Annotated in this window: 24 protein-coding genes and 1 tRNA gene; 6 read left to right on the top strand and 19 right to left on the bottom strand. The window is 52.9% G+C overall.

Features of this window, described 5'->3' with window-relative positions:
- Positions 1-191 precede the first annotated feature (191 nt).
- Positions 192-818 (top strand): glycerol-3-phosphate 1-O-acyltransferase PlsY, encoded by a 627-nt coding sequence (gene plsY / locus V3W49_RS05675; protein WP_500144239.1) that lies wholly within the window; start codon positions 192-194, stop codon positions 816-818.
- An 82-nt stretch (positions 819-900) separates the two neighbouring features.
- On the opposite strand, the gene tsaD is transcribed toward plsY, so the two are convergent.
- Entirely contained in the window at positions 901-1,914 is a 1,014-nt protein-coding gene (gene tsaD, locus V3W49_RS05670; RefSeq protein WP_500144238.1) for a tRNA (adenosine(37)-N6)-threonylcarbamoyltransferase complex transferase subunit TsaD, read from the bottom strand.
- A gap of 499 nt (positions 1,915-2,413) precedes the next feature.
- Here tsaD and rpsU point away from each other — a divergent pair, with 499 nt between their 5' ends.
- The 3 genes from rpsU to rpoD all read left to right on the top strand — a co-directional run bounded on the left by rpsU (position 2,414) and on the right by rpoD (position 6,473).
- The gene (gene rpsU / locus V3W49_RS05665; RefSeq protein ID WP_005295814.1) at positions 2,414-2,629 is read left to right on the top strand and encodes a 30S ribosomal protein S21; all 216 of its coding nucleotides are present in this window, start codon (positions 2,414-2,416) and stop codon (positions 2,627-2,629) included.
- A 114-nt stretch (positions 2,630-2,743) separates the two neighbouring features.
- A complete protein-coding gene (gene dnaG / locus V3W49_RS05660) occupies positions 2,744-4,489 on the top strand; it encodes a DNA primase (RefSeq protein WP_500144236.1) in 1,746 nt (581 codons plus the stop codon).
- Positions 4,490-4,640: 151 nt separating this feature from the next.
- Positions 4,641-6,473 carry an RNA polymerase sigma factor RpoD gene (rpoD, locus tag V3W49_RS05655; RefSeq protein ID WP_500144235.1) on the top strand — a complete coding sequence of 611 codons (1,833 nt, stop codon included), beginning with the start codon at positions 4,641-4,643 and terminating at the stop codon, positions 6,471-6,473.
- A gap of 128 nt (positions 6,474-6,601) precedes the next feature.
- On the opposite strand, the gene mug is transcribed toward rpoD, so the two are convergent.
- On the bottom strand, positions 6,602-7,108 hold the full coding sequence (gene mug / locus V3W49_RS05650; RefSeq protein ID WP_500144234.1) for a G/U mismatch-specific DNA glycosylase: 507 nt from the start codon (positions 7,106-7,108) through the stop codon (positions 6,602-6,604).
- Between the two features lie 120 nt (positions 7,109-7,228).
- Here mug and V3W49_RS05645 point away from each other — a divergent pair.
- Positions 7,229-7,304 (top strand) — tRNA-Ile (locus V3W49_RS05645).
- A gap of 87 nt (positions 7,305-7,391) precedes the next feature.
- On the opposite strand, the gene V3W49_RS05640 is transcribed toward V3W49_RS05645, so the two are convergent.
- From V3W49_RS05640 to V3W49_RS05600, 9 genes are all read right to left on the bottom strand, one after another.
- Complete coding sequence (locus tag V3W49_RS05640; protein ID WP_500144359.1) at positions 7,392-7,550, bottom strand: hypothetical protein; 159 nt, start codon at positions 7,548-7,550, stop codon at positions 7,392-7,394.
- A gap of 201 nt (positions 7,551-7,751) precedes the next feature.
- Positions 7,752-9,443, bottom strand: a complete 1,692-nt coding sequence (locus tag V3W49_RS05635; RefSeq protein WP_500144232.1) for a hypothetical protein — start codon at positions 9,441-9,443, stop codon at positions 7,752-7,754.
- Positions 9,444-9,496: 53 nt separating this feature from the next.
- Positions 9,497-11,329, bottom strand: coding sequence for a ClpP-like prohead protease/major capsid protein fusion protein (locus V3W49_RS05630; RefSeq protein WP_500144231.1), 1,833 nt, complete (start codon positions 11,327-11,329; stop codon positions 9,497-9,499).
- Positions 11,330-11,340: 11 nt separating this feature from the next.
- Positions 11,341-11,544 carry a hypothetical protein gene (locus V3W49_RS05625; RefSeq protein ID WP_500144230.1) on the bottom strand — a complete coding sequence of 68 codons (204 nt, stop codon included), beginning with the start codon at positions 11,542-11,544 and terminating at the stop codon, positions 11,341-11,343.
- Positions 11,545-11,836: 292 nt separating this feature from the next.
- Positions 11,837-13,171 (bottom strand): helicase RepA family protein, encoded by a 1,335-nt coding sequence (locus V3W49_RS05620; protein ID WP_500144228.1) that lies wholly within the window; start codon positions 13,169-13,171, stop codon positions 11,837-11,839.
- Positions 13,172-13,197: 26 nt separating this feature from the next.
- Complete coding sequence (locus V3W49_RS05615; RefSeq protein ID WP_500144227.1) at positions 13,198-13,566, bottom strand: hypothetical protein; 369 nt, start codon at positions 13,564-13,566, stop codon at positions 13,198-13,200.
- Positions 13,563-13,871 (bottom strand): hypothetical protein, encoded by a 309-nt coding sequence (locus tag V3W49_RS05610; RefSeq protein WP_500144225.1) that lies wholly within the window; start codon positions 13,869-13,871, stop codon positions 13,563-13,565. Before V3W49_RS05610 ends, V3W49_RS05615 begins: the two co-directional genes overlap by 4 nt.
- A complete protein-coding gene (locus V3W49_RS05605) occupies positions 13,864-14,052 on the bottom strand; it encodes a hypothetical protein (protein WP_500144224.1) in 189 nt (62 codons plus the stop codon). Before V3W49_RS05605 ends, V3W49_RS05610 begins: the two co-directional genes overlap by 8 nt.
- A complete protein-coding gene (locus V3W49_RS05600; protein ID WP_500144223.1) occupies positions 14,045-14,233 on the bottom strand; it encodes a host cell division inhibitor Icd-like protein in 189 nt (62 codons plus the stop codon). The genes V3W49_RS05605 and V3W49_RS05600 overlap by 8 nt, the downstream gene beginning before the upstream one ends.
- Before the next feature lie 130 nt (positions 14,234-14,363).
- On the opposite strand from V3W49_RS05600, the gene V3W49_RS05595 reads away from it, so the two are divergent.
- Positions 14,364-14,543 carry a YlcI/YnfO family protein gene (locus V3W49_RS05595; RefSeq protein WP_500144222.1) on the top strand — a complete coding sequence of 60 codons (180 nt, stop codon included), beginning with the start codon at positions 14,364-14,366 and terminating at the stop codon, positions 14,541-14,543.
- A 334-nt stretch (positions 14,544-14,877) separates the two neighbouring features.
- Here the strand turns inward: V3W49_RS05595 and V3W49_RS05590 are convergent, their stop codons facing one another.
- From V3W49_RS05590 to V3W49_RS05555, 8 genes are all read right to left on the bottom strand, one after another.
- Positions 14,878-15,087 (bottom strand): helix-turn-helix domain-containing protein, encoded by a 210-nt coding sequence (locus tag V3W49_RS05590; RefSeq protein ID WP_500144220.1) that lies wholly within the window; start codon positions 15,085-15,087, stop codon positions 14,878-14,880.
- Between the two features lie 121 nt (positions 15,088-15,208).
- The gene (locus tag V3W49_RS05585; RefSeq protein WP_500144219.1) at positions 15,209-15,808 is read right to left on the bottom strand and encodes a hypothetical protein; all 600 of its coding nucleotides are present in this window, start codon (positions 15,806-15,808) and stop codon (positions 15,209-15,211) included.
- The gene (locus tag V3W49_RS05580) at positions 15,798-17,225 is read right to left on the bottom strand and encodes a site-specific integrase (RefSeq protein WP_500144217.1); all 1,428 of its coding nucleotides are present in this window, start codon (positions 17,223-17,225) and stop codon (positions 15,798-15,800) included. Before V3W49_RS05580 ends, V3W49_RS05585 begins: the two co-directional genes overlap by 11 nt.
- Before the next feature lie 493 nt (positions 17,226-17,718).
- The gene (locus tag V3W49_RS05575; protein ID WP_500144216.1) at positions 17,719-18,138 is read right to left on the bottom strand and encodes a type II toxin-antitoxin system VapC family toxin; all 420 of its coding nucleotides are present in this window, start codon (positions 18,136-18,138) and stop codon (positions 17,719-17,721) included.
- Complete coding sequence (locus tag V3W49_RS05570; RefSeq protein WP_500144215.1) at positions 18,138-18,377, bottom strand: FitA-like ribbon-helix-helix domain-containing protein; 240 nt, start codon at positions 18,375-18,377, stop codon at positions 18,138-18,140. The genes V3W49_RS05575 and V3W49_RS05570 overlap by 1 nt, the downstream gene beginning before the upstream one ends.
- A 197-nt stretch (positions 18,378-18,574) precedes the next feature.
- A complete protein-coding gene (locus V3W49_RS05565; RefSeq protein WP_500144213.1) occupies positions 18,575-21,823 on the bottom strand; it encodes a type I restriction endonuclease subunit R in 3,249 nt (1,082 codons plus the stop codon).
- Positions 21,820-23,127, bottom strand: a complete 1,308-nt coding sequence (locus V3W49_RS05560; protein ID WP_500144212.1) for a restriction endonuclease subunit S — start codon at positions 23,125-23,127, stop codon at positions 21,820-21,822. Before V3W49_RS05560 ends, V3W49_RS05565 begins: the two co-directional genes overlap by 4 nt.
- Positions 23,127-25,487 carry a type I restriction-modification system subunit M gene (locus V3W49_RS05555; protein WP_500144211.1) on the bottom strand — a complete coding sequence of 787 codons (2,361 nt, stop codon included), beginning with the start codon at positions 25,485-25,487 and terminating at the stop codon, positions 23,127-23,129. The genes V3W49_RS05560 and V3W49_RS05555 overlap by 1 nt, the downstream gene beginning before the upstream one ends.
- Positions 25,488-25,746 lie beyond the last annotated feature (259 nt).

Raw genomic sequence — 25,746 nt, 5'->3', positions numbered from 1 at the left:
AAATAAGTTATGTTACAAATAGGCGACAAGCGCCATCCCTTGTATGCCGCTCCGTTACTGGCGCCAGACCAACCAGAGGCGGTCGGTAAGGCGGCGCAGGAAGCATCTTCAGGGATACCACTCGCGGCGAAATATGCGTATTATCCACAGATGCAGAAAATAAAACGACATTTTCACAACGGAACAGCGTTATGAGTGCAATCGCGCTTGGGATGATTATCCTCGCGTATCTTTGTGGCTCAATTTCCAGCGCCATTCTGGTCTGCCGACTCGCCGGCCTGCCGGATCCCCGCCAGAGCGGCTCCCATAATCCGGGGGCCACCAATGTGCTTCGCACCGGCGGCAAGGGCGCAGCCGCAGTGGTACTGATTTTCGATATTCTGAAAGGCATGCTGCCGGTGTGGGCGGCATACGGGCTGGGCGTTCCGCCGTTCTGGTTAGGCATTGTGGCGATCGCCGCCTGCCTGGGCCATATCTGGCCGGTCTTCTTCGGTTTTCGCGGCGGTAAAGGCGTCGCCACTGCATTCGGTGCCATTGCGCCTATCGGCTGGGATCTGACCGGCGTGATGACCGGCACCTGGCTGTTGACGGTACTGCTGAGCGGATATTCTTCGCTGGGCGCCATCGTCAGCGCGCTGATAGCCCCCTTCTATGTCTGGTGGTTTAAACCTCAGTTCACCTTCCCGGTGGCCATGCTTTCCTGCCTGATTCTGATGCGTCATCACGACAATATTCAACGCCTGTGGCGCGGTCAGGAGACAAAGATCTGGAAGAAGCTGAAGAAAGGGAAGAAGGGAAAAGACGGGGAACAGAAGTAGCCGTCTGCCCCCTCACCCCGGCCTTCTCCCGCGGGGAGAGGGGGAAAACACCAGCCCCCTCTTTCGCAGAAAGGGCCCTCCGTCAGGCGGCGGGTAATTCCGCCAGCGGCCAGCGCGGTCGCACGCTCACGCTCAGATCCGCACAGTCACCCGCCTTCAGACGCACCATACCAGCGTAGGCAATCATCGCGCCGTTGTCGGTGCAGAATTCCGGGCGCGCGTAGAACACCTCGCCATTGCGTTTGGCCATCATCTCCGCCAGCCTGGCCCGCAGAGTACGGTTGGCGCTAACGCCGCCCGCCATCACCAGCCGCTTAAAGCCGGTCTGATCCAGCGCCCGGCGGCACTTGATCATCAGGGTATCCACCACCGCATCCTCAAAGGCGCGGGCGATATCAGCGCGCGCCTGTTCGTCGCCGGCGTGGTCACGAATGGTATTAGCCGCGAAGGTCTTTAATCCCGAGAAACTAAAATCCAGCCCTGGCCTATCGGTCATCGGCCGCGGGAAGGTAAAGCGGCCAGGAGTCCCCTGGAGCGCCAGCTTAGAGAGCAGCGGCCCGCCGGGATAGTCGAGCCCCAGCAGCTTGGCGGTCTTATCGAACGCCTCGCCCGCCGCATCGTCAATGGATTCGCCCAGCAACTGATACTGGCCAATGCCGGTTACACTGATAAGTTGGGTATGGCCGCCGGAAACCAGTAGCGCCACAAAGGGAAATTCAGGCGGCGTCTCTTCCAGCATCGGCGCCAGCAGATGACCTTCCATATGGTGAACCGCAATGGCCGGCACTTCCCAGGCGAAAGCCAGCGAACGACCAACGGTCGCCCCCACCAGCAGCGCCCCCACCAGCCCAGGGCCTGCGGTGTAAGCCACGGCATCGATATCCTTTGCCGTCAGCCCCGCATCGCTCAGCGCCGCCTGGATAAGGGGCACCGTCTTGCGTACATGGTCACGCGAGGCCAGCTCCGGCACCACACCGCCGTAGTCGGCATGCAATTTTACCTGGCTGTACAACTGATTAGCTAACAGCCCCTGGCCGTCGTCGTAAATGGCGATGCCGGTTTCATCGCAGGATGTCTCTATACCCAGTACACGCATGTCTTTACTTTTACCTCTGTTGATAGCGCGCAGTGTATGCCCGCAGTCGGCGGCCAGTATACTCTAAATAATTCAAGTTGCATCACGACGGCAACTGAGTGACAAACCGGTTTACCGGTTTGAACAGCGCTTGCGCTGGCCCGCAGGGTGAGCCAAAGGCTCATAATCCCCGGGGCATAGCCGTTCTATGTGACCGGGGGAAACGACAAATCTGCCGGGAGCAGATTTGAACCTTGCCAGTAAGAGCCCCACAGGAGCAAGGCCGGGGATGGGCCAAATAGTTACAGCCTGAAGTATGCCGGGTATAAAACTTTGTTCAACTTCTGTCCGCTCATGGTGTATACTCTTGCCCCTTGCGAGTAATGCCTGTAAGTAAAAGGCCGCTTTCTGCCGTTGTTGCTTTACAAAGCAGCAGCGGTTGCAGTAAAATTCCGCACCATTTTGAAACAAGCTGGCGAGCTGCCAGCGGCAAACCGAATTAATCAAAGGTGAGAGGCACATGCCGGTAATTAAAGTACGTGAAAACGAGCCGTTCGACGTAGCACTGCGTCGCTTCAAACGTTCCTGCGAAAAAGCGGGCATCCTTGCGGAAGTTCGTCGTCGTGAATTCTATGAGAAACCGACCACCGAACGTAAGCGCGCTAAAGCTTCCGCAGTGAAACGTCACGCGAAGAAACTGGCTCGCGAAAACGCACGCCGCACTCGTCTGTACTAATTAGTCTTGAGGGTGCGCTACCCTCATCATCAGACAGAGTTATTGCTGTAAGGCCGTGCTTCCGAAAGGAATGCGCGGCTTATTCTCGTTTATGAGCTGACAAACCGGGGGCCTATGGCTGGACGAATCCCACGCGTCTTTATCAATGACTTGCTGGCTCGCACCGACATCGTCGACCTCATCGACGCGCGGGTAAAGCTGAAGAAGCAGGGCAAGAACTATCACGCGTGTTGTCCATTCCATAACGAGAAAACCCCGTCATTCACCGTAAACGGCGACAAGCAATTTTACCACTGCTTCGGCTGCGGGGCGCACGGTAACGCCATCGACTTTCTGATGAACTACGACAAGCTGGAGTTTGTCGAGTCCGTGGAAGAGCTGGCCTCCATGCACAACCTGGAGATCCCCTATGAAGCGGGGAACGGGCCGAGTCAGATTGAACGCCATCAGCGTCAGAGCCTGTATCAGTTGCTCGACGGTCTGAACGGCTTTTACCAGCAGGCTCTGACGCAGCCCAATGCCGAGCAAGCGCGAGCTTATCTGCAGCGTCGCGGCCTGAGCCAGCAGGTTATCGAACGTTTTGCCATCGGCTATGCGCCGGAAGGCTGGGATAACGTGCTGAAACGCTTCGGAAAAGACAGCGAAAATCGCAAGTCGCTAACCGATGCCGGAATGCTGGTTACAAACGATCGCGGTCGCAGCTATGACCGCTTCCGTGAACGGGTAATGTTCCCGATTCGCGACAAACGGGGCCGGGTTATCGGCTTTGGCGGCCGCGTACTGGGCGACGGTCAGCCGAAATACCTGAACTCCCCCGAAACTGAGATCTTCCATAAGGGCCGCCAGTTGTATGGCCTTTATGAAGCCAGGCAGGATACGTCGGACCCGGCGCGCCTGCTGGTAGTGGAAGGCTATATGGACGTGGTGGCCCTGGCGCAATACGGCATTAACTATGCCGTCGCCTCCCTGGGCACCTCCACGACCGCCGACCACATTCAACTGCTGTTTCGCGTGACGAACACGGTTATCTGCTGTTATGACGGCGACCGCGCCGGGCGGGACGCAGCATGGCGCGCGCTGGAAACGGCGCTGCCTTATATGACGGATGGCCGTCAGCTGCGTTTTATGTTCCTCCCGGATGGCGAAGACCCCGATACCCTGGTGCGTAAAGAGGGTAAAGCAGCATTCGAAGCGCGGATGGAAGAGGCGATGCCCCTCTCTGCTTTCCTGTTTAATACGCTGCTGCCTCAGGTAGACCTGAGTACTCCCGACGGGCGCACGCGCCTGAGTACCCTGGCCTTGCCGTTAATCGCTCAGGTGCCGGGTGAAACCCTGCGTATCTATCTGCGCCAGGAGCTGGGCAATAAGCTGGGTATTCTGGACGATGCTCAGTTGGAAAAGCTGTTACCAAAACAGGTGGATCAGGGAAGCGCTCGCCCGGCGCCCCAGCTAAAACGCACAACCATGCGTATACTGATAGGGTTACTGATACAAAACCCCGATCTGGCGCCGCTGGTGCCGTCGCTCGAAGGGCTGGATCGCAGTAAAATCCCCGGCCTTGGATTGTTCAGCGATCTGGTGGGGCTGTGTCTGGCCCAGCCGGGCCTGACCACCGGGCAGCTTCTGGAGCATTATCGCGGCACAAAAGAGGCCGCTACCCTTGAAAAACTCGCAACCTGGGACGATATAGCAGATAAGGACATTGCAGAAAAAACGTTCACCGATGCGCTGGATCACATGTTTGATTCAGTGCTTGAACTACGACTGACAGAATTGATCGCCCGTGCGCGCACTCAGGGGTTAACCCCGGCGGAGCGGGAAGAAGTCCGCGTGATTACCGAAGCACGCGCCAGGAAGTAATTTGAGCGGCTTAAATGCCGAAATGTCATCGGGAGAGCCCGAAAGCCGCGCAGACGGGCAGCGGCAAGAGAAACAAATCAGCCCGCATACGTTATTGTTGGCGGTTTCGCCGACCGACACCAACCCTAATATACAGTGTGGATACCGTCTTATGGAGCAAAACCCGCAGTCACAGCTGAAACTTCTTGTCACCCGTGGTAAGGAGCAAGGCTATCTGACCTATGCCGAGGTCAATGACCATCTGCCGGAAGATATCATCGACTCCGATCAGATCGAAGACATCATCCAAATGATCAACGACATGGGCATCCAGGTGATGGAAGAAGCACCGGATGCCGATGATCTGATGCTGGCTGAAAACGCCGCGGACGAAGATGCCGCCGAAGCTGCTGCTCAGGTGCTCTCCAGCGTAGAATCGGAAATCGGGCGTACCACCGACCCGGTGCGCATGTACATGCGTGAAATGGGTACCGTTGAGCTGCTTACCCGTGAAGGTGAGATCGATATCGCCAAGCGTATCGAAGACGGCATCAACCAGGTACAGTGCTCCGTTGCTGAGTACCCCGAAGCCATCACCTACCTGATGGAGCAGTACGATCGCGTGGAAGCGGGAGAAGCCCGGCTTTCAGACCTGATCACTGGTTTTGTCGATCCTAACGCCGAAGAAGATCTCGCCCCTACCGCCACTCACGTCGGCTCCGAACTCTCTCAGGAAGAGATGGACGACGACGATGACGATGACGACGATGACGATAGCAGCGACGACGACAACAGCATCGACCCGGAAGTAGCCCGCGAAAAATTCGCCGCGCTACGCACCCAGTATGAAGTGGCCCGCGGCGTCATCAAGAGCAAAGGGCGCAGCCACGCCGACGCGCAGGCGGAAATTCACAAACTTTCTGAAGTTTTCAAAGAGTTCCGCCTGGTGCCGAAACAGTTCGACTATCTGGTCAACAGCATGCGCACCATGATGGACAGGGTTCGTACCCAGGAACGCATCATCATGAAGCTGTGCGTTGAACAGTGCAAAATGCCGAAGAAAAACTTCATTACGCTGTTCACCGGTAACGAAACCAGCGATACCTGGTTCAATGCCGCTATCGCCATGAACAAGCCGTGGTCTGAAAAGCTGCACAACGTGGCGGACGACGTGCACCGCGGGCTACAGAAGCTGCAGCAGATCGAAGAAGAGACCGGCCTGACCATCGAGCAGGTGAAAGACATCAACCGCCGTATGTCCATCGGCGAAGCCAAGGCGCGCCGCGCCAAGAAAGAGATGGTGGAAGCGAACCTGCGTCTGGTTATCTCTATCGCCAAGAAGTACACCAACCGCGGTCTGCAGTTCCTGGATCTGATTCAGGAAGGCAACATCGGCCTGATGAAGGCGGTAGACAAGTTCGAATACCGCCGCGGCTATAAATTTTCAACTTACGCCACCTGGTGGATTCGCCAGGCCATCACCCGTTCTATCGCGGATCAGGCGCGTACCATTCGTATTCCGGTGCATATGATTGAGACCATCAACAAACTCAACCGTATTTCGCGCCAGATGCTGCAGGAGATGGGCCGCGAACCGACGCCGGAAGAGCTGGCCGAACGGATGCTGATGCCGGAAGACAAGATCCGTAAGGTGCTGAAGATAGCCAAAGAGCCTATCTCCATGGAAACGCCGATCGGCGACGATGAAGATTCGCATCTGGGCGACTTTATCGAGGATACCACCCTCGAACTGCCGCTGGATTCCGCCACCACCGAAAGCCTGCGCGCCGCCACTCACGACGTGCTGGCGGGCCTGACCGCCCGTGAAGCCAAGGTGCTGCGTATGCGTTTCGGCATTGATATGAATACCGACCACACTCTGGAAGAGGTCGGTAAACAGTTCGACGTTACCCGTGAGCGTATCCGTCAGATTGAGGCTAAAGCCCTGCGTAAGCTGCGCCACCCGAGCCGTTCGGAAGTGCTGCGTAGCTTCCTGGACGACTAACTGACAACGGCATAAAACGTCACAGGCTCCCTTCGGGGAGCTTTTTTTTACTCCCTCTCCCTGTGGGAGAGGGCCGGGGTGAGGGCATCAAACCGCAGGTACTCAACAGAATCCGCCCCCTGAAGACACTAAAGCCCCCTGCCCTTCAGCGCGTCATTCAGTTCACGATACGCCGCCGCCAGCGCATCCAGCGACGCGCGATTCAGCCCACTGGGATTAGGCAGTACCCAAATTTCGGTTTCCGCCCCCCCCTGAGGCTGCCTGCCCCACTGTACATTGCGCACGCCAAACGCCTGGGCGTAGGCCTGTTTGCCCAGCACCGCAAGCGCGCCGGGCTGATAGCGGCTCATCTTTTCCGCCACCTCCTGGCCGCCTTTTCGCAGCTCGTCGCGCCTCACTTCGCTGGCCCGCACCGTCGGCCGCGCCACCAGCATGGTAATTCCGCAACCGGTATCCAACAGATGCCGCTCTTCCTCTGGCTTCAGCAGGCGTTCGGTAAAGCCCGCCAGATGGATCACCTGCCAGAAGCGGTTGCCGGGATGGGCAAAATGAAACCCGGTATGGGCCGATGATTTACCCGGATTAATGCCGCAAAACACCACCCGCAGCCCCGGCGCCAGAATATCGTCAATCATGGCATTCCCTTACGTAAAAAAGTCCATTATAAAGCCTTTGCAATCCGCTGGTTACAAAATCGGCATATCACTGCGTAACGCTGGATTGCCGCAAGGAGTTACTTTATAATCCACCGTCATGGCCCCTTAGCTCAGTGGTTAGAGCAGGCGACTCATAATCGCTTGGTCGTTGGTTCAAACCCAACAGGGGCCACCAAAAAATCAAGGGCTTGCGAGAAATTGCAGGCCCTTAGTTTTTTCCAGGATACCTATAGGATACCGCAGGGAAGTATTAGCAGGTATTTTAGCGTCTTGGCTTATCCGGTTTCTTCCACTGGTACGGCCCCGCATTCATGCGTCTACGGTGCCGTTCTCTGGCCGCCAGCGCATTTCCCACCCGGGTACGAATAACCAGGCGAGCCTGCCCGTTCAGGTCGAGCCCCTGCAGGCGTGCCATCTCCATTAGTACCGCTTCAGGTTTAATCACTGCCACTCTCCGCATGTCGAACAAAAAACGGACAAACCATCATCATGATTTTTCTGATACCTGTTAAATCAAGTGGTTATTCAGATGATGATGAAACCAATAAAATGCAAAAAACTAGCCGTTTCCCGCGTGTCCAGGCCCCCTCGGTGCTCAGAATCGCCAGGAGGACCCGCAAAATCAGAGGCCCGGAAGGTCGTAAAGCGAGTTCTGGCCGCCGAAAATATCAGAGTCACGGAATCTGCTCGCTGTTTCACTGGCAACATCCTGCGGGCTCTGTCCGGGGGCGGCATAAACCTCAATCCTGACATCGTTTTTCCGGTTATCTGTGACCTGAACAGAGTGTTTATCCCGATCCAACAAATCCATGCTCTTCATCTGAGTGCTCCAGGCATCACCAAATCCTGAACCATCAGTCAGCTCTGGTTCGGGTATTTTATGGCTTAGCCGACGGCTCCCGAATAAGCCTCCTTTATCTGAATCATTGTCACCCAACAGATCATCAAGGCGTTTTTCGTACTCTTTATCATCGGACCACAGAAAGCCGCGGGTTGAGGTGTAAGCATCCCTGACCTTCTCAGGCAGCGCAGGGTCAGAATGTATCTGCTGGTTAAACCACTCAGCCTGACCATTGTTCTCTGCCGTCTGGCGGGCAATATCTACTGAACCGGTAAACGCAAGAGACTTAAGTACATCCTTCCTGTCACTCCTTTCATCCGGCAACAACCAGGAAAGCTTTTTGGCAAGTGCCAGAGCTACGTTACCGACCAAAACAACACCATCAGCAAATTTGACTACACCCGGGTAAAGGTCACTTTTCATGAAGTTGACAATCTTTTTAATGCCGCCTCCCTTAAACCACTCCGCCAGATCGTCGGTCAGTCGCTTAACATCCGGCGCCAGCTCGTTACCCAGTTGCCCCGATATTTCGGCAATCGCCGATGAAAACACCGTTCGAAGGTTACTGAATGCCAGATTCCCCTTAATCGCACCGTCGGCGCCCTCCTTCGTCACCAGGTTATAGCGCCGCTGTTCATCCATCAGGTCACGGTAGCTTTTCCCTGACTGTTTCAGCAGCATCAGCAACTTGCTGGCTTCACCGCCAAACAGGGAATCCAGCGCAAACGAGGCTTTTGATTCATCCTTCAGCGTCAGCGCCCGCTCAACGATTTTGTTAAACTGCGCCATGTCACTGAGCCCGGCAAAATCACCGGCTTTGAATCCCAGCGTTTCGAAAGCATCCTGCAGACCGCCCTGCTTGCCGTTCTGCTTATACTCCCCGGACTTATGGAGGTATTCCTCATACAGGTCGCCGAAGTTCTCGCCGTTCATGCCGTACTGTTTCGCCAGGTTATCCCAGGCATTAAAAGTGGGGACGTCCACGCCATAGCTTTTCGCCACCCCGGCGCGTTCAGCCGTCGCCGCATTCGTCGCTGCCGGGGCTATCAGTGTTCCGAGCGCCGTAGCAACCACACCGCCGCCGCCGATGGCCAGGCCGGGCGAGACCATGCCGCCCAGTTGACCAGCAACGCCCGCAGCCCGACGAAACAGTCCCTGTCCCGTCCCCTTAAAACGGCTCAGGCGATCGGCTTTCTGCAGAGATTTATTCAGTCTCTCCTGTTCGGTTTCGGTCTTGCGGATTTCACGGGAAACATCGCTGTAACGGCGGCTCAGCTCGGTAATGCTCTCACCGGCCAGCTTCGCCCGCTTCAGCTCTGCCGCCAGCTTCTTCTGGTCTTTGATCAACGACTGAGACTGCTTGTCCACATCCTTCAGGCTTTTTTTCAGGCCGTCGGCGCTGCGGGTCCAGCTGCTGTCCAGATTGCCGCCAAACTGAATGACAGCGCTAAATTTTTGACTGATACCACCCATACCGGTCCTCATCTATAAAAAGGCGGCCCGTAGACCGCCAGATCAAAAGCCGATTATTTCGGAGCCCCACCCTCAGACTTCACCATGCCGCGCCAGTCCAACGGTGCCACGCCGGCATCAATGCGAACCTTGAACGTCACACCATCCACAGTAAAGCCCTGCTGCTCCTCCAGATACGGCGTATCGATACCATCGAGATAAGCCACCTCGATCGTGTCCTGCCCCTGCCCGGCCAGCAGGTACCAGGATTTAAGGCTGTCGGCATCAAGACGGGCTTCAGTGACTACAGTCAGGGCGTCGTTGTAGGGGTTAAATACACCGCTATTTTGTGCATCCGGTAACGAAGTCGAGCGAATCAGTTGAGTGGCGCGATCTTCCAGCGCAACGGGGACCAGCAGGAATCGCGGCGGAATATTCAGAACGGAGCCCGCCCCGTTCTTCTGCATTCGCATTGCTCTGCGTCCAGTGCTTAGCCCGTCAATAAACAGATCCACCGCCTTTAAAAGGTTCCCATGCTTCTCATGAAAAACAGGTGTCCCGTCCCCCATCTTCGGATTGCTCAGCAGTACCGCATAAACCAAATCACCGACTGTACGACGGGCGGCGGCCCCCATCTTCTGAGGAACGGACGTTAACGCGCTCATGTCGTCGTTGATGATGGCCTGCCGGTCAATGCTGAACAGTTCTCCGTAAGTCGCCAGGGCGATCGGCTCGCTACGATCTGACGTGGTGGCATACTTATATTCGGCACCGGGGCGAACCTGGCGCAGAGACTTAAAGCCATCCAGCCCGGCACGGAGCCCGATCTTGAAATCCGGGAGGGTGCCTTTTTTTGTCCACAGCTGGAACGTCTCAGGAGATTCATCCCAGCCTTTCAGCAATGACTTATTCGCCACATCGGCCAGAATGCCACCGAAGTCGCTGCTGCTGTGAGTAAAGGCCATTCCGACCATTCCCAGCGGGTTACCCGGGATGCCGCTCACACCACGATCCACCAGCGAGGCGCGCGCCAGTTCCCGCAGCGTATAGCCGTTATAGCGGTTGTCATTCTCTGCCTTTTCCAGCCCGGTACGCGCCAGCAGCGCCGCCTTTACCGAATCCCCTACGATATTCCCGTTACCTGTATACATGTTTACCGCTCCCGGTCCGGCGCTCGGCGTGGTGCCTTCTGCCAGGTTGTTCAAAATTTTCTGTCTTACCTGCTCCTCGGTGATGGAGCCTTTCACAAATTCAGCCTTGAGATCCGCCGCCCAGGGCCGGTCTTTCCACGTTGCAAAAAGCGTTTCGGCCCGCTGCTCGATGCTCTGCCCGCTGGCTGGCGCCTTCATCTGCTCACGTAGTTGATCCGGCGTCCGGGTGAATTTCTCCACCAACCGACCACACCCCGGCGCCATCGCAAAAGCCTGCCCTTCTGCCGGATAGATTTCGTCAATGAAGCCTTTCTCTTTCGCTTCTTCCGCCGTCAGCCAGGTCTCGGCGTCCATCATGGCTTTGATATCAGCCTCTGGCAGGCCGGTTTTCGCCACATAGGTATCCATCATGGTTTTGCCGATTTGCTCCATCACATCAGCCTGGCGGCGCATGTCATCAGCTTCACCGGCCATGATTCCCCATGGGTTGTGAACCATCCACCAGCCGTTATCGGCCATCGCCACCCGCCTGGCCCCCAGCGCAACGATAGTCGCCATTGATGCAGCGATACCATCAACGCGGGCCACTGAATGGCCTTTATAGGTACGCAGGGCGTTGAACATCGCCATACCATCGGTCACGCTGCCCCCGCCGCTGTTTATGGCGACTGTTACCGGCCCCCGGGCAGATTGCAGGGCATCACGAAAGCGCCTGGCCGTTGTGCCCTCGATGGGCTCATATACTGAAATTTCCATCAGCTACCGCCTTACACCGCGCCCGGCGCATCACTTTTGTTATTAGCCAGCCCCAGCTTTTCACGCAGCAGGGAACGCGCCAGCCAGCCAATGGTGGGAGCCATACCCGGAAGCCCCTCACTGTCGAAGCGCTGGCGCACCTCTTCGCGCAGGCTGTTTAATGCCAGGGCCGTTTCATCGTCGATGTATACCGACATTGCTTTTTGTTTCGCCATTTTCCTTACCTCTGTCTTGATTAGATTCACATCCAGTGTTGATCTAAACGCAACACAGATCAATATCATTGCATTTAATGAAATGATAAGGGCATAAAAAAGAGAAGGCAGTTACTCACCGACTCCTCACTTTTTACTTTCCTCACCTGCTACTCACCAGCCTTTTTAAAAATATGCTCCCAGGCCAGTAATGACGGGGCTTTAAGGGTTATTCCTCACTTTTGTCGCATATACAGGGAAAAAGTGAGGAGCAATAGCATTCCTGCTCACTCACTCCTCGCCATTACTCGCTTTATTCCTCACTATTTCTTTTTGAGATTATCGTCAGCTTTTCGCCATCAACGGCAATAAGCCCTTCCTGCTCCAGCTTGGTTATCCACCTGCTGAAGTTCTTCACGTCAACACCCATAGCCTTCATATCGTCGCGCACCAGAGCTCTTGTGCATGGATCACTATTGCCTGTTCGGCTACGTATAAGGTTCCACAGCGTGGCGTGATTGCCGCTTATGTTGGATACCGTCGCCAGCGCCGGATCTATCTCCTTTGCTTCCCGGGCCACATCGTGCACCACCAGCGAGCAGACTGTTTCGCCGTCCTCGTCGGTGTACAGTTCAACCGACCGCAGATCATAGGCTTTGCGCTGTAGTTCCTCTGCATCCTTCATTTTGGTGCATGACAGCACCAGCGCCGATCCCTCACCTTCCCGCTTTACGTTGAACTCTGCGTCAAGGGCGGCACGGAACGAACTGGAACCCCTGGCCCCTTTGGCTTCATCCTTCCCGGAGTGGTGCACCACCAGCACCGTCGCGCCGGTCTTTTCCTTGATAGTGTCGCATCCCTCGATAAAGGCGCCCATGTCGCGGGCGTCGTTCTCGTCATTGCCACCAAAGCAGCGGGCCAGCGTATCGATCACCACCAGCCTGACTGGTGCCCCACACTCTTCCTCGATCTGCTCCGCAGCAAGTATCACCTCTTTAACCTCAGGCGGCCGCACCGGGAACACCGGGCGATTAACCAGATACAGGTTATCCGCCTTCCTCTTGTGCGCTATCTCCCAGGCCTTCACTCGCCGCGGCACACCGACACCACCTTCACCAACGACGTACAGCACCGCGCCGGGCATTACACGCTTTTCTGACCATTCCGTGCCAGTGGCAATATGGCAGGCCCACGACACCGCCAGAAAGCTCTTATACGAGCCGCTTGGGCCGTATATGCTGCACAGTGACTGAGACGGGAGCACATGCTTCATTACGTAATCCTGACGTGCGTCAAAGCCATCAGAGCCGCGTGATAGCGGTAGCCTGGTCTTTCTCTGTCCGCCGTCACCGAAAACCCGCCTTACACGCCTGCCGTCTGAAAGCAGAGCCAGCAGCTCCTGCAGGGGAATAAATTCCGCAAGAGCCTTCCGGCGCGCGGATATCGCTTTTTCTGTATCCGTGTCCAGGTATCCGGCTTCGCACAGATCTTCATATGCCATCCCGTGAAGCTGCTTAAGCCTCACCACCAGCTTTCCGTAAGTCGTGGTGGGGTCTTTGTGCTGGTGGAGCGCCTTTTCCAGATCGTCGCGGCTACACGGCCGCCCATGTGCCCACAGGTAGACACACGCAAACAGGGCATCAGACACCGTCTCTACTGCTGTTAAAGTCGCTGTCACTTCGGAATCCCCCCGCTCATCTGGAATTTACCCAACAGCGGGTGATACCAGTACGCCGATCCATATTTCCGCTTCGCGCTGCGCAGCACCAGGCGAGCCGCCTCCCTGAACTTTTCATCAGGCGCAACGAAACCACCGGCCTTATACCTGACCAGCATGACGCCGCTATTGCGAGCCAGTTCCTCGGCCTTCTTCGTCGAGATCCCGAACTCAGCGGCCAGAGAGGAAACAGGCGCCATTCCCGGCGGTATCTCTCCGCCCTGGCTGTCAGTCAGCGCCCTGACCTTTTCTTCCAGTTCCAGAACGCGCCCCACCAGCACATCGACACGGTTTGACAGCTCGTTAAATTTGACGTTGCTGATCATTTGTCGCCCCCTTTCCCTTTGCACGAAGCTTGTGCATCCCGGACATACTCGGCATTAAGGGACAACGCCTGGTAAAGCCTGGGAAGGTGGCGCAGCACGGAACCGGCCAGAAGCAAATCCCTTTTTGCCTCTTCTCCTGAATACCCCTCGTTAAGTTCCGCCTCCAGCATAAGGTTGCCAATCAGCCGCAGAGCGTTATTAACCGCCACAGCCGCAGAGTCATAGATTTCGGCTGCGTCCATGAGATCATCATCACTTAGCCCTCTGAAGTCGGTTCTGCCGATCAGGTTATAGATATCACGCATCTTTGCCCCCTTTGCTCCCCTGCTCAATCATCGTTGCTGCCAGGTCGTCAGAAACCCTTCTGGCCAGACTGATAAGGTTTTCCCGGGTAACGGACTCAACATCACATTCTTCAACCACCAGCAGTAAGGCGGATAGCTCACAGGCAAGGGCAGTCATGGGTTGAGGTGAAACATTACGCATGATGCACCTCCTGCGCCGGAAGCCGGCCAGCAAAGACCATCACGCAACCCGCCGGAGATTGCTCCCGCGCTTCGCGTTCGGTGGCGGCGATGATAGAAATAATATTGAGCTCCGTAGCACTCAGTGCCAGAAAGCGATACTGAAATTTGGGGCGAGTTTGGGTAGACTTAATGAAAGCCATAGCTGTTACCTCAGATAATGGTTTGGTTAGGCGCCCCAGTTGTGTTGCAGCACTCTGGGGCGTTGCTTTTTTCGCGTTGCGTATGTAATGTGTCATTACACATAAACACACTACATCGGGTGTACTTAACGTGTCAACACACAAAAACGAAAGACGTGGTAATCCTCCATTCCAATTCCGCCTCGATCCAGAGCTAAGAGAAATGATGGAGAAAGCGCAGCAGCAAGACGGAGATGAATCACTGGCCGCATGGATAAAGCGGATTATCCGCAAAGAGTTACAGCAGCGCGGCATCGAGCCAAAGGGCTGATACCCAGAATCTGGGTAACGCCTGATTGGCGGGCTTTTACGGAGTGCGGAAAAATTCGTATACCCCAGGCAGGTCTGTTCAGGGGTATACGCCAACGCCGCACCCCCCCAGGGAGTGCGACTAGATTTGGACATGCCCCAGTTCAATTTTGAGCTTTGCTTTGAAAACAATGAGATGAAATCTAACCGTGCCAATGGCGCAGTTCCTGTAATCACAGGAGCGCTCTGGCTTTGACCACCAGCCAGCCGCCTGGTATGCTGGGGATCCTTCAGTTTTGAGTTGTTGCATTGGCGGTCCGGTATGGCCGCCTTTGTTTTTTCAGCCATACCCCACCTCACACCGTATGAGTACGACGATTAGCCGCGAGATAATTATCAAGGTCTGACTTCATGTAGATAACTTTGCGCCCTACCTTATGGTGTGGGATCTGCACCTTTCCGGTATGGGCCCAATTAGCCAGAGTCTGAGAATTTACTCCAAGATAATCAGCAGCCTCAGCACGGGTAAGTCGTTCAATCAGTAACGAAGACGTATTTTGACGCATATCTATCACCATCTATTGCGAATTAACAATGGTGATAAATATCTATCCAGAAGTATTAATGGGGTAGAATCAAAGCACGCACCGATTTAATCAACACGTGCTTTAATACCATCACACCAAGCTATGAGGGAATGACAAGCGAAAAATCAGGAGCGGGGCGAATAATTTTAACAGGTCCGAGACCATGAAGTTTTATCCACCGCTCCAGAGTCGGCCTACTGATTCTGGCTTCCCCAAAGCGATCTATGATTTTATTTATCATCCTGTTCTTACTGGCAAATTGATGCTTCTGCCATGTCAGTTTCATAATGGTAACTATCTCATCATGAAGTTTGTTTTTTGGTCCTGATGCTATATCTTTATTTTTTTTAGAAAGGCGTTCTTTAAATTTTATTTCTTCAATAAGGGGGTTGAACTTATTTATAAGAAGGGCATAAGATGCCACAAAATCAAGAATACCAGCTGTCTCATTCAAACCTAATAACCGCATCATAAAAATAGCCCTGTTAAAAACAGGCGCCATATTTCCCTTATCTATCGAGTCTTCATACCCCCATTTATCTAACTTCCTAACAAGCTCTATTAGTTGTTCGTTATTCAACCTAGATACATCATCAGGAAAATCAACTTTAGGTCTAATCGCCACAAGATTAGCCTTATCCGCCATGAAATTTTCAATTTCCTCAAGTGAAATATCTTTAATGGTTCGTTTAAATTTCATTTGCGCTTCCCTTATTTGCATCCAGAATAGAGAATATTAATTTACGCTTTTCATCATCACTTAATGTTTCAAGCACAGCGACCAAATGAGAGTCCAGCCCTTTCTTACTCTCTATCATTCCGGCGTGTTCGAGTATTGCCCGTTCTATTCTTGAAGCTGGCTCCATAAGTTCATCAGCACTGAAATGCAGATAGCCCTGGGTAACATCAGCGCTTCTCATCGTTCGGTGGTTGAGCAGGCGTTTCAGGATATAATTACCAACCCCCACCAGCTCAGCAACGGTGCCGAAAGTTCGGCGGCCGTCATGCCATTTGAAAGGGATAGGCTTTAGCTGGTCTGGGTTTGGTTCTGGTACGGTGGCAGCACTTATGCGATCGATAATGTGCCTGTACTCTTTGATTACTCCCTTATCACCAGGAAAAACCAATAAGCCATCTGCTGATTTCATCTTGGCTCGACGGCGAAATAATTTCAGTAGAGTTTCAGTAATGGGGAGTTCAAGCGGATCGCCGTTTTTTGTGGTATCAATCCAAAAATATCGGCCTCCAAGATTAACTCTATCCCAGCTAAGCTCTAAAATTTCAGACTTACGCAGTCCGGTAAAAATAGCCATTTCCACAGCATCACAAACCGCCGCTGCTATATCATCGCGCCCCTGCTCGGCAAAATCTCGCACGGACGATAAGGCGCTAAACCACCTGCTAAGCTCATTGGTGCGGATACGTTCAGTCTTCCTCACGGTACCATGCCATTTGCGCTTTGTGCTCAGTACCATTGTAGGCGGGTCCGGAAGTAGCGTTTTCCCTTCCTCGTCACGGTAATGATCGTGCGCGAAGCGGTATATGGCACGAAGCACCCTAGCCCAGAGATCGGCCTGTGCTTTACTGCCGGTTCCAACCCCTGCGCGGAGCGTTGATTTATCAGCACCAAACCACACAGAACCATCAGTAACGGCTTTGTGTCTGGTTTCCACCCGTTCACGGCTGATAGAGGCGATTGGTTGTTTCATCCAGTCACCAGAGAAATTTTGCAGGATGGAACGATACTGTTTTGCTGTATCGGCGCTTAACCGTTCATCACGGCTTTTGATATAGGTGTCCAGCGCATCATTAAGCGTAACCAAAGCCTTCTCATTAATGCGCTTTTCGACGTTAGGGTTTCTGCCTGTAGTGGCTACGTCTCCCAGCAGTTCGAGAGCCTTTGCCCTGGCATTATCAATAGTAAGATCGGGAAATCTGCCTAAGGTGGCCCGTATAAATTTGCCATTACGCTTTCTGGAGATACAGAAGCTCTTCGCGCCACTTATCCCCACCCGGAGCCGTAGTCCGTTAACAACGGTATCACCATACTCCACCTGACCACGTTCCGCAGGTGGCAGACTTTCGAGTTTTGCTTTCGTGAATTTGAATGTTTCCACAAACACCCCTTACCAAGCGATCAGGGTATCCTGAGAATCGCTTGTTTTGCTCTAGGATACCTATAGGATACCGCAAACGAGTATTTTAGAGTATTTCTGGTTATTTATACAGTAAATTAAAAATCATTAAGTAACTGAAAATTATAGATAAGTATTTTTAGGTAAGAAGTTGCGTCCTAACTCATAATCGCTTGGTCGCTGGTTCAAGTCCAGCAGGGGCCACCAAATTTTAGCCTTAGAATCATGCAATTAAGCCACCCTAAAGAGTGGCTTTTTTGTTTTTGGATGTACAAGTGTCGCAGCAGATGCCGCTACAAGCTCATTTGGCCGGGAGCTCAAAAAATGCCTGGAACTAAAACGGGTCTATTTACAGAATGACAAACCGTGGAAGCTGAGCCAGAAAAGACACAGGAGCTGGGCTTATCGCCGACGCGTTTCAGCTTTGCTGGCCCCGTAATTGAATCGACGATTAAATGCGCAGGAAGTGGGGTGATCAAGTACCAAATGGATTAATCAGCAAGATCCCCAATGCCTCAAAATCCCTGGTATTGCGCGTCGCCAGTGTTGCATCACAGCGGCGGCAAATGGCCGCAATCTGCGCATCCGCCATCCCGATAGGCCGCCCGGCAGCATCTCGCTGAGCGACGAGTTCCGCATAGTAGACGGCTGCATGCTCATCGAATGCAAGCAGGCGGCCAGAGAAATCCTCGTCAAACATGCCTTCAGCCATTTCAAATAGCTGATGTTTACGACGACCTTCAGGCATACGAGCAATACCGTACAGAATTTCCGCTACCGATACCGATGTAAGAAATAATTGGTCTGTATCCTGCGCATCCAGCCACGCCAGTACCGCAGGATCAGGCCGCATCCTCATTACTTCGGAAACAATATTGGTGTCGAGAACAATCATTATTCAATGTCCGCCGCACGAGGCTGATCGGGCCGGGAAATATCCAGATCGACACCACCAATACTCCTGAAACGCTGGTTAATCCGGCTACCCAATCCTCTTTCTGGCTGCGGCTTTTGTAACGCCTTACTCAGGATGTTACGTACCTCCTCTTCCATCGAGTTGCCATGACGAGCGGCGGCGATACGCAGGCTCGCTTTCAGTTCATCATCAAGGTTACGAATAGTAATCGTTGCCATAAATGCCCCTATGACTGCATTGCTATCATTGATAGCATAGTTGAACGATGACTTTCTGTCCACATTACGTGGGGGAAGATCACCGCAGGGGTCACCAGATAAAACAAGGAGTTAGATGAGAAACCATCTAACTCCTTGTTCTTTTCAGCGAATATGGTTCAGGTCACGTTTAGACTTCTGCCCCTTAAATTGAAAAATTAAGCGCCTTTCAACATATCAAACACCACGCGGGCAAAGCCTTTCGCCAGCTCAGGGTTAGAAAGGTACTGCATCATCATCTCCTGCTGGGCGTCGCTGCTGTCCATAACGGCATCGTCGATAGCTTTCGGGAAATCCCCTAACATCGCCTGCTCACGCGTATTATTCGCGATCTGGGTCATCACCGCCTGATTTTCAGACAGCTTGTCGCGCACCGCGAAAGCATAGTTGATCATATCTTTATCGGTGAGATTATCGGTGATAAACAGATCGTTCAGCCGAGCCAGGATATTCGACAGAAACTCCTCTTTCTTGTCCTTCGGCCTGGCCGTACCCACATCATTACCCGGTTTTATTTGATATTCTTCCGCATCTTCTTGCAGTTTCAGGTGCTGTTCGTGAAGCTTCGACAAACGGTAATGACTCATCTCCACGTTGCTTAAATCAATTTCGTCTTCTTCGATACGCTGCTCATGCAGTAACGGACGCAGGTGACGGGCAAACAGGCTCAGCTTTTCTAAATTTCTGTCATCGTAATCGACGATTTGCGACATAAATTCGTAAAAACGGACAAAGCTGCCGAGATCTTTCTTGAAGATATCCAGCTTGCTTTTTTCTTTCTCGCACTCTTTAAAGGCGTTTTCCGCATTGGTGATCAACACCACATCGCCAGTCTTTTTGGTGCGTTCAAACATCTCTTTAGCCAGTACATAGGCATCAATCGCCGAAGTGTAGCGTTGCTTCCAGCGCTCCACCGCGGGCTTGCAGATATTACTAATAGCCGCGTTGGATTTGTTTTTGGTGAAGAACGCTTCGCAAAATTGCTCCACTTCACTCCACAGGAAAATACCGCTGGCACGCAGCTTTTCAAACAACTCGAAGGCCCGCTGCGGGTCGCTGACATCCATCAATTCTGCTGTCTGATAATATGGCTGGAAAGCGTCCAAAATATCGTCTGGCTCGTTATAGAAGTCGAGCACAAAGGTTCCTGACTGCGCCTTTCCCGGGTAAGTACGGTTCAGACGCGATAAGGTCTGCACACACTCCACCCCACCCAACGCTTTATCGACATACATGGCGCACAGCTTGGGCTGGTCAAAACCGGTCTGGAATTTGTTGGCCACCAGCATCACCTGGTAGTCATCGGTATCAAACGCTTTACGCATGTCCCGACCTTTCAGCCCGGGATTCATATTGATTTCGGTAAACTTCTGGTTGAGTAGCGCAAGGCCATTATAGTCATCTTCATGGAATTCCACTTCACCGGAAAACGCCACCATAGCGCTGATTTTCTCGTACTTTTGCTCGGTGATGTATTTATCAAACGCCAGCTTGTAGCGCACAGCGGCTTTACGCGAACTGGTCACCACCATCGCTTTCGCCTGGCCGCCCAGAAGATGCATCACATGCTTGCGGAAATGTTCGACAATCACTTTCACTTTCTGCGACACGTTATGATCGTGCAGCGCGACCCACTGATTCAGTTTGATCCTGGCCTTTTTGCTATCCACTTCCCTGTCAGGGTCTCCCAGCTTTTGCAGCAGCTTATAAGCCACCTTGTAGTTGGTGTAGTTCTTCAGCACATCAAGAATAAAACCCTCTTCGATGGCCTGACGCATGGAATAAACGTGGAACGCTTCCGGCTTATTGGTTTTTGAGGCGGGTTCAAGCGGATTAGGGCGACGGCCAAACAGCTCCAGGGTTTTGGCTTTCGGCGTGGCGGTAAAGGCATAGTAATTAAGGTTGTTACTGCCTTTACGTGCAGCGACGATGGCATCCAGATTATCTTCTGAAGATATCACTACATCGTCATCCGCTTCTTCGCTCATCAGCACTTTTTTTAGCTTACTCGCCGTAGAGCCGCTCTGCGAAGAGTGCGCTTCGTCGGCAATCACCGCATATTTACGCTGCCTGAGGCCGACGCTGTTTTCAATCGCCTTTAATACGAACGGGAAAGTCTGGATGGTGACAATAATAATCGGCTGCGAGTTTTCCAATGCAAAGGCAAGCTTATCCGACTTCGAACCATCACCTTCTTTATTATTGATGCGCCCGACCACCCCATACTGATGCTCAAACTGATAGATGGTGTCCTGCAGTTGATCGTCAAGTACGGTACGGTCCGTCACCACAATCACCGAATGGAACAGCTTCTCGCCATTTTCGTCGTGCAGGCGGGAAAGCTGATGGGCCGTCCAGGCGATGGAGTTCGATTTACCCGACCCCGCGCTGTGCTGAATCAGGTATTTATTGCCGGTACCTTCCAGCGTCGCGGCGGCAATCAGCTTATTCACCACATCCCACTGGTGATAGCGCGGGAAAATCAGGCTCTCTTTTTTGTACTTCAGGCCATTCCAGTCTTCTTTTTCTTCAATTTGCAGATGCATAAAGCTTGCAAGAATTTTCAGCAGATTGTCCGGCTGCAGCACCTCATTCCACAGATAGCTGGTGGCGTAGTCGTTTTTATCTTCCGGGATGTCATTCCCCGCACCGCCGTCATGGGTTCCCCTGTTAAACGGCAGGAAGAAGGTTTTATCGCCGTCGAGCCTGGTCGCCATAAACACCTCATACTGGCTGACGGCAAAGTGCACCAGCGCCCCGCGTTTAAAGGTCAGCAGCGGCTCGGGTTTATTGGTGCCGGGGTCTTTCGGCAAACGCGTTTTCTTATATTGGGTGATGGCGTTTTGCACCGTCTGCTTAAACTCAGACTTGAGCTCCAGGGTAGCCACCGGCAAGCCGTTAACAAACAGCACCAGATCGATACGCCATCTCTTCGCCCTGGCGCCCGTTTCTTCAAATGCCGCTTTCGACGCGTGCGGGCTGTAAACCAGCTCCGGCACGATGCGGCAAATATTCTGCTGGTAGCGGGCCAGGGTTTCCGGGTTGAGGCCGTGTTCCGGCTTAAACTGGCACAGGGAAAAACGGGCGTTATGGCTTTTAATACCATGACGCAGCACGCCGAGGGTGCCATAGGTGCGCGACAGCATATCAGTGGCGTTGATATCCGCTTTTTTTAGCTGGGCTACCAGCGCATCGAGGAAATGACGTTCGGTATCGGTGGGGTAAATTTTGGCAAACTTCTCCCACTCCTGCGGTTGGGTGGTTTGCACAAAGGTCAGCGCATCCTGCGAGTAGAGCGCACGTTCACGATCGTAGCCGTCAGTTTTACCACGAACCCAGCCTCTGTCGATCATCTGAGCGATTATTTCATCCTGGAAAATCAGCTCTTTGGTGCGGTCCATACTCATGCGGTAGCCTCCTTTGACTCCTCAACAGCCTGCGCGTCAGGGGCAACCCAGTCGCGGACGTCGATTTTTCCGGTAACGGCGGCGGAGATTAGGGCGGTGCGGCGTTCCTGCATAAGCCTGATTGCAGTGTCTGCAGATCGAATTAGATAATCATATTTATCTGAAATTATCCTGATATAATCCAATATTGCCTCTTGCTCACTAATCGGAGGAACAGGCAATCGAATTCTACCCAGAGTCTCGGTATTCAAATTTGCCATTGTCGAACCTTTAGACTCCAATGTCAGTTCTGAAACAACACCCTCTGAAGAAATCAGAGTATAAGCGTAGTCTGGGATTATTTTTTTTGTAAGCTTAGCTTTTAAACTACCTGTGCCACATAACCAACCTTCATTATTTTTCTTTACAACAGCACACCGACCTAATTCGCCACGCCTAGAGAAAATAATTTCACCTTCTGATAGTTTATGTCGCTCTAGCCTTTCTTGGGTCGCTTCATCAACAGTAACTTTCGGATCCGGTATAATCACCCCTGCATTCATATGTGCAGGATTTATTAATGGAATACCATCTATCACATAATCTTCAGCATGTAATTGACTACCAAATGGGCCAGTTTGCATTTCAAGAGTATTGAACTTTAATTGAGCGATAATCCAATGTGCCGGCACTTCCCCCAGCCACTCAACCCCAGAATCTTTCATCGGCACATCAGGGTTTAACCCTTTGGTAACGGCATGACCAATCACTGCCTGACGTTTTTCTTTCAGTAGTTCAATAAGTTGCTGCTGCTTCTCGATCAGGCTATCGATTTTTGCGGTTTCGTGATCTAAAAATTCAATTATTTTCCTCTGTTCAGGCTCAGCCTTTGGCAAGGAAAATTTATAATTGCTCAAGTGTTCCTGAGTCATACTTGGCAGGGCAGTATTTGTTGAATAACGAGAAAACTGTATCGTGAGCGCAAGATAATAAAGATATTTTGCATCAACACCTTTACTTAACTCCGTGTAATACATTGTATCAACAGTCCAGAATGGCTCATTTATATATAATGGCCTGTCTATGGTTCCCTTGCGCCCAAGTAATACAGATGGCTTGTCATACATAAATTCAGATGCAAACGTAAATTGTCCACCTGACCCCATAACTGGATAGCCATCATCAGCTTGAACAAATTTATAGTCCAGGCCATTTTTTATTGTCGCCAGATTTTTCAATCTACAAATAGTCCAAGACTTAGGCACTAGCCCCAACCACTCAACCCCAGAATCCTTATACTCCGGATACGCCTTATACTTAGCCATCAGGAATGCACCTCCTGCAGCAGCTTCATAATCTCGGCGCTAACCGCATCCAGATCGGCATCAATCTCTTCTAGCGGGCGCGGCGGCTGGTAAACATAGAAATGGCGGTTAAATGGAATCTCGTAACCAACAATCCCCACCTCGCCATCTTTCGCATCGCGCTTATCCGCGTTGATCCATGCATCATTCACATGCGGCAGCACTTCCGCTTTGAAGTAGTTTTCAATCAGATCGCTGGTGGATACCGCCGGGTTCAGCGGCACGTTCTCGTTATCGCGCAGGTCGCCGTCCTGCTCAAACTCAACAACCTTGCCCTGGTATTCAAACGCCCCGTACAGCGGCTGGGCGGCTTCTTTCAGTACTTTCTTCACTACCGGCTCGGCTTCCGGGTTTTTCGTGGTGATGGCGCCAATAAACTGTTTGTTCTCTTTGGTATCCAGCTTCACGCCAGCCGTTTTGATTGCCCCCTTCAGGGTTAACTGGAACTGGTTGAAGTCGTTGCTGACCCGCGTTTTACCGCCCGGTTGCTCACCCAGTGCCGCCTGAATCTGCTGCGCTTTGGTCATTAATTCACGCTGCGCCAGCCACAGTTTGCTGTCGAGCAGATCTTTAATCTGCTTCTCTTTCAGTTCTGTAAATTCGGCTTTGATAATGGCACGAGCCTCTACTTCCAGCCCGGAGAAATCGCCGTAGTTATCCTGCTGCCACTGGGCCGCGAACTCTTGATACAGGCGTTCCATCGCTGCGTTAAACGGCTTCGGCGCAAAACGCAGGCTGGCAATCGCTTCATCGGTAACCCGGGCGGATAAGCGCAGCGGGCGCTCAATGGTCAGGCGGCGATAGCCAAAGTCGGTGCTGTTAAAGATCTTACTGGCGAAGGTTTTCGGCGCTTCGGTTTTAGCGGTGGCAGACTGACGACCGCGGTTAGACTTCTGCTCTGCGGCTTTTTCCAGACCAAACGCTTCCAGCGGCGTTGCATCCACCACCTTAAAATCACCAAAGGTCCGGGTGATAAGCTTAATATCGTCCTCACCCATCAGATTACGCTTGGAGCCCAGCGACTTACGCATCTTGCCGCACAGGCTGGTGCCATCAATCAGCTGTACTTTGCCTTTCCGCGCAGGCGCTTTCTTGTTCGACAGAATCCAGACGTAAGTGGCAATGCCGGTGTTGTAGAACATATCGGTGGGCAGCGCGACAATGCCTTCCAGCAAATCGGCTTCCAGAATATAGCGACGGATTTCGCTCTCACCGCTGCCCGCGCCGCCGGTAAACAGCGGAGAACCGTTAAGGATAATCCCAATACGCCCGCCGTTGCTCACGCTGCCATCCACATTGTGGCTGTCGCGCATTTTGCTGATCAGGTGCATCAGGAACAGCAGCGAGCCGTCGGAAACACGCGGCAGACCCGGGCCAAATCGACCGTTAAAGCCTTTCTGCGTGTGTTCGTCGTTAACCTCACCCTCAATCTTTTTCCAGTCCACGCCAAACGGCGGGTTAGAGAGCATATAGTCGAACTGCTCCTGCGGCAGCTGGTCGTTAGAAAGGGTGTTACCCAGCTTAATGCGGCTGACCTCCTGACCTTTGATCAGCATATCGGCCTTACAGATAGCGTAGGACTCCGGGTTCAGTTCCTGACCAAAGGCGCGCATCACCGCGTTGGGATTCAGCTCGTGTACGTATTCCATACCGGAGGAGAGGAACCCGCCAGTTCCGGCCGTCGGGTCATAAATGGTGCGGATGATACCATCCCGGCTCAGGGCTTCATCATCTTCCATAAACACCAGCGAAGTGGTCAAACGCACGATATCGCGCGGGGTAAAGTGCTCACCGGCGGTCTCGTTAGAGCTTTCCGCGAAACGACGGATTAGCTCTTCAAACACCAGACCCATTTCATAGTTGGAAATCGCTTTCGGGCTGAGATCGGTGGTGGCGAATTTCTTTACCACTTTGTACAGCAGGTTGGCGTCTTCCAGCAGGCCGACAAACTCACTGAATTTAAAGTGTTCGAAAATTTCACGCGCATCAGCGGAGAACGCCTGTACATAGCTTTCCAGGTTGGCTCTGATATCGTTCTGCCCCATCTTGCCAAGATCCATCTTCGAGGTATTAAAGAAGGAAAGCCCACTGGCGCGCCGCAGGAACTTCTCTTTGGCATCTTCCGGCAGTGGGCTGCTTTTTAATTCCTCAGCTTTCGCCACCACCGCTTCTTTGGTATCCGCCAACACGCACTCAAGACGGCGCAACAGCGTAAAGGGCAGGATCACACGCCCGTACTGAGACCGTTTAAAATCACCGCGCAGCAGGTCTGCCACTGACCAGATGAAAGCCGCCGTTTGAGAAAAGTTGGTGTTAGTCATGAAACCCTCGGAGGAGATCGCAGCCATAGTGCAAATATGCACAGGCAAAAATTCAATTTTGGAATCTGGTGCGCAAAATAATACCTGCAACCGGAACTATCGCAAACGATACAGGGCAAAGAAATAACCCCGGGGTTGAATGGCGGCCATTTCTGCGGTCTGCTGTCGGCAGTGATGTATTAACCGCTCGCCGCTACTGATGGGCCAGGCTGGCAACACACTCAGACATGATACGCCAGTCGCTCAGTCAGGGGCCGAA

Source organism: Rosenbergiella sp. YN46, from assembly GCF_036620675.1.
Lineage (GTDB): Bacteria > Pseudomonadota > Gammaproteobacteria > Enterobacterales > Enterobacteriaceae > Jejubacter.
Note: the sequence above shows the minus strand (reverse complement) of the source record. Positions and strands in the feature narration are given on the sequence as shown.

Bases quoted from the DNA above. Each gene is read 5' to 3' on its own strand.
- V3W49_RS05625 (WP_500144230.1), bottom strand. From the start codon at position 11,544: ATGGCGAAACAAAAAGCAATGTCGGTATACATCGACGATGAAACGGCC.
- V3W49_RS05565 (WP_500144213.1), bottom strand. From the start codon at position 21,823: ATGAGTATGGACCGCACCAAAGAGCTGATTTTCCAGGATGAAATAATC.
- dnaG (WP_500144236.1), top strand. From the start codon at position 2,744: ATGGCTGGACGAATCCCACGCGTCTTTATCAATGACTTGCTGGCTCGC.
- V3W49_RS05555 (WP_500144211.1), bottom strand. From the start codon at position 25,487: ATGACTAACACCAACTTTTCTCAAACGGCGGCTTTCATCTGGTCAGTG.
- V3W49_RS05575 (WP_500144216.1), bottom strand. From the start codon at position 18,138: ATGATTGTTCTCGACACCAATATTGTTTCCGAAGTAATGAGGATGCGG.
- mug (WP_500144234.1), bottom strand. From the start codon at position 7,108: ATGATTGACGATATTCTGGCGCCGGGGCTGCGGGTGGTGTTTTGCGGC.
- V3W49_RS05585 (WP_500144219.1), bottom strand. From the start codon at position 15,808: ATGAAATTTAAACGAACCATTAAAGATATTTCACTTGAGGAAATTGAA.
- V3W49_RS05560 (WP_500144212.1), bottom strand. From the start codon at position 23,127: ATGGCTAAGTATAAGGCGTATCCGGAGTATAAGGATTCTGGGGTTGAG.
- V3W49_RS05570 (WP_500144215.1), bottom strand. From the start codon at position 18,377: ATGGCAACGATTACTATTCGTAACCTTGATGATGAACTGAAAGCGAGC.
- rpsU (WP_005295814.1), top strand. From the start codon at position 2,414: ATGCCGGTAATTAAAGTACGTGAAAACGAGCCGTTCGACGTAGCACTG.
- plsY (WP_500144239.1), top strand. From the start codon at position 192: ATGAGTGCAATCGCGCTTGGGATGATTATCCTCGCGTATCTTTGTGGC.
- tsaD (WP_500144238.1), bottom strand. From the start codon at position 1,914: ATGCGTGTACTGGGTATAGAGACATCCTGCGATGAAACCGGCATCGCC.
- V3W49_RS05605 (WP_500144224.1), bottom strand. From the start codon at position 14,052: ATGCGTAATGTTTCACCTCAACCCATGACTGCCCTTGCCTGTGAGCTA.
- V3W49_RS05635 (WP_500144232.1), bottom strand. From the start codon at position 9,443: ATGGGTGGTATCAGTCAAAAATTTAGCGCTGTCATTCAGTTTGGCGGC.
- V3W49_RS05610 (WP_500144225.1), bottom strand. From the start codon at position 13,871: ATGCGTGATATCTATAACCTGATCGGCAGAACCGACTTCAGAGGGCTA.
- V3W49_RS05630 (WP_500144231.1), bottom strand. From the start codon at position 11,329: ATGGAAATTTCAGTATATGAGCCCATCGAGGGCACAACGGCCAGGCGC.
- V3W49_RS05640 (WP_500144359.1), bottom strand. From the start codon at position 7,550: ATGGAGATGGCACGCCTGCAGGGGCTCGACCTGAACGGGCAGGCTCGC.
- V3W49_RS05615 (WP_500144227.1), bottom strand. From the start codon at position 13,566: ATGATCAGCAACGTCAAATTTAACGAGCTGTCAAACCGTGTCGATGTG.
- rpoD (WP_500144235.1), top strand. From the start codon at position 4,641: ATGGAGCAAAACCCGCAGTCACAGCTGAAACTTCTTGTCACCCGTGGT.
- V3W49_RS05600 (WP_500144223.1), bottom strand. From the start codon at position 14,233: ATGGCTTTCATTAAGTCTACCCAAACTCGCCCCAAATTTCAGTATCGC.
- V3W49_RS05590 (WP_500144220.1), bottom strand. From the start codon at position 15,087: ATGCGTCAAAATACGTCTTCGTTACTGATTGAACGACTTACCCGTGCT.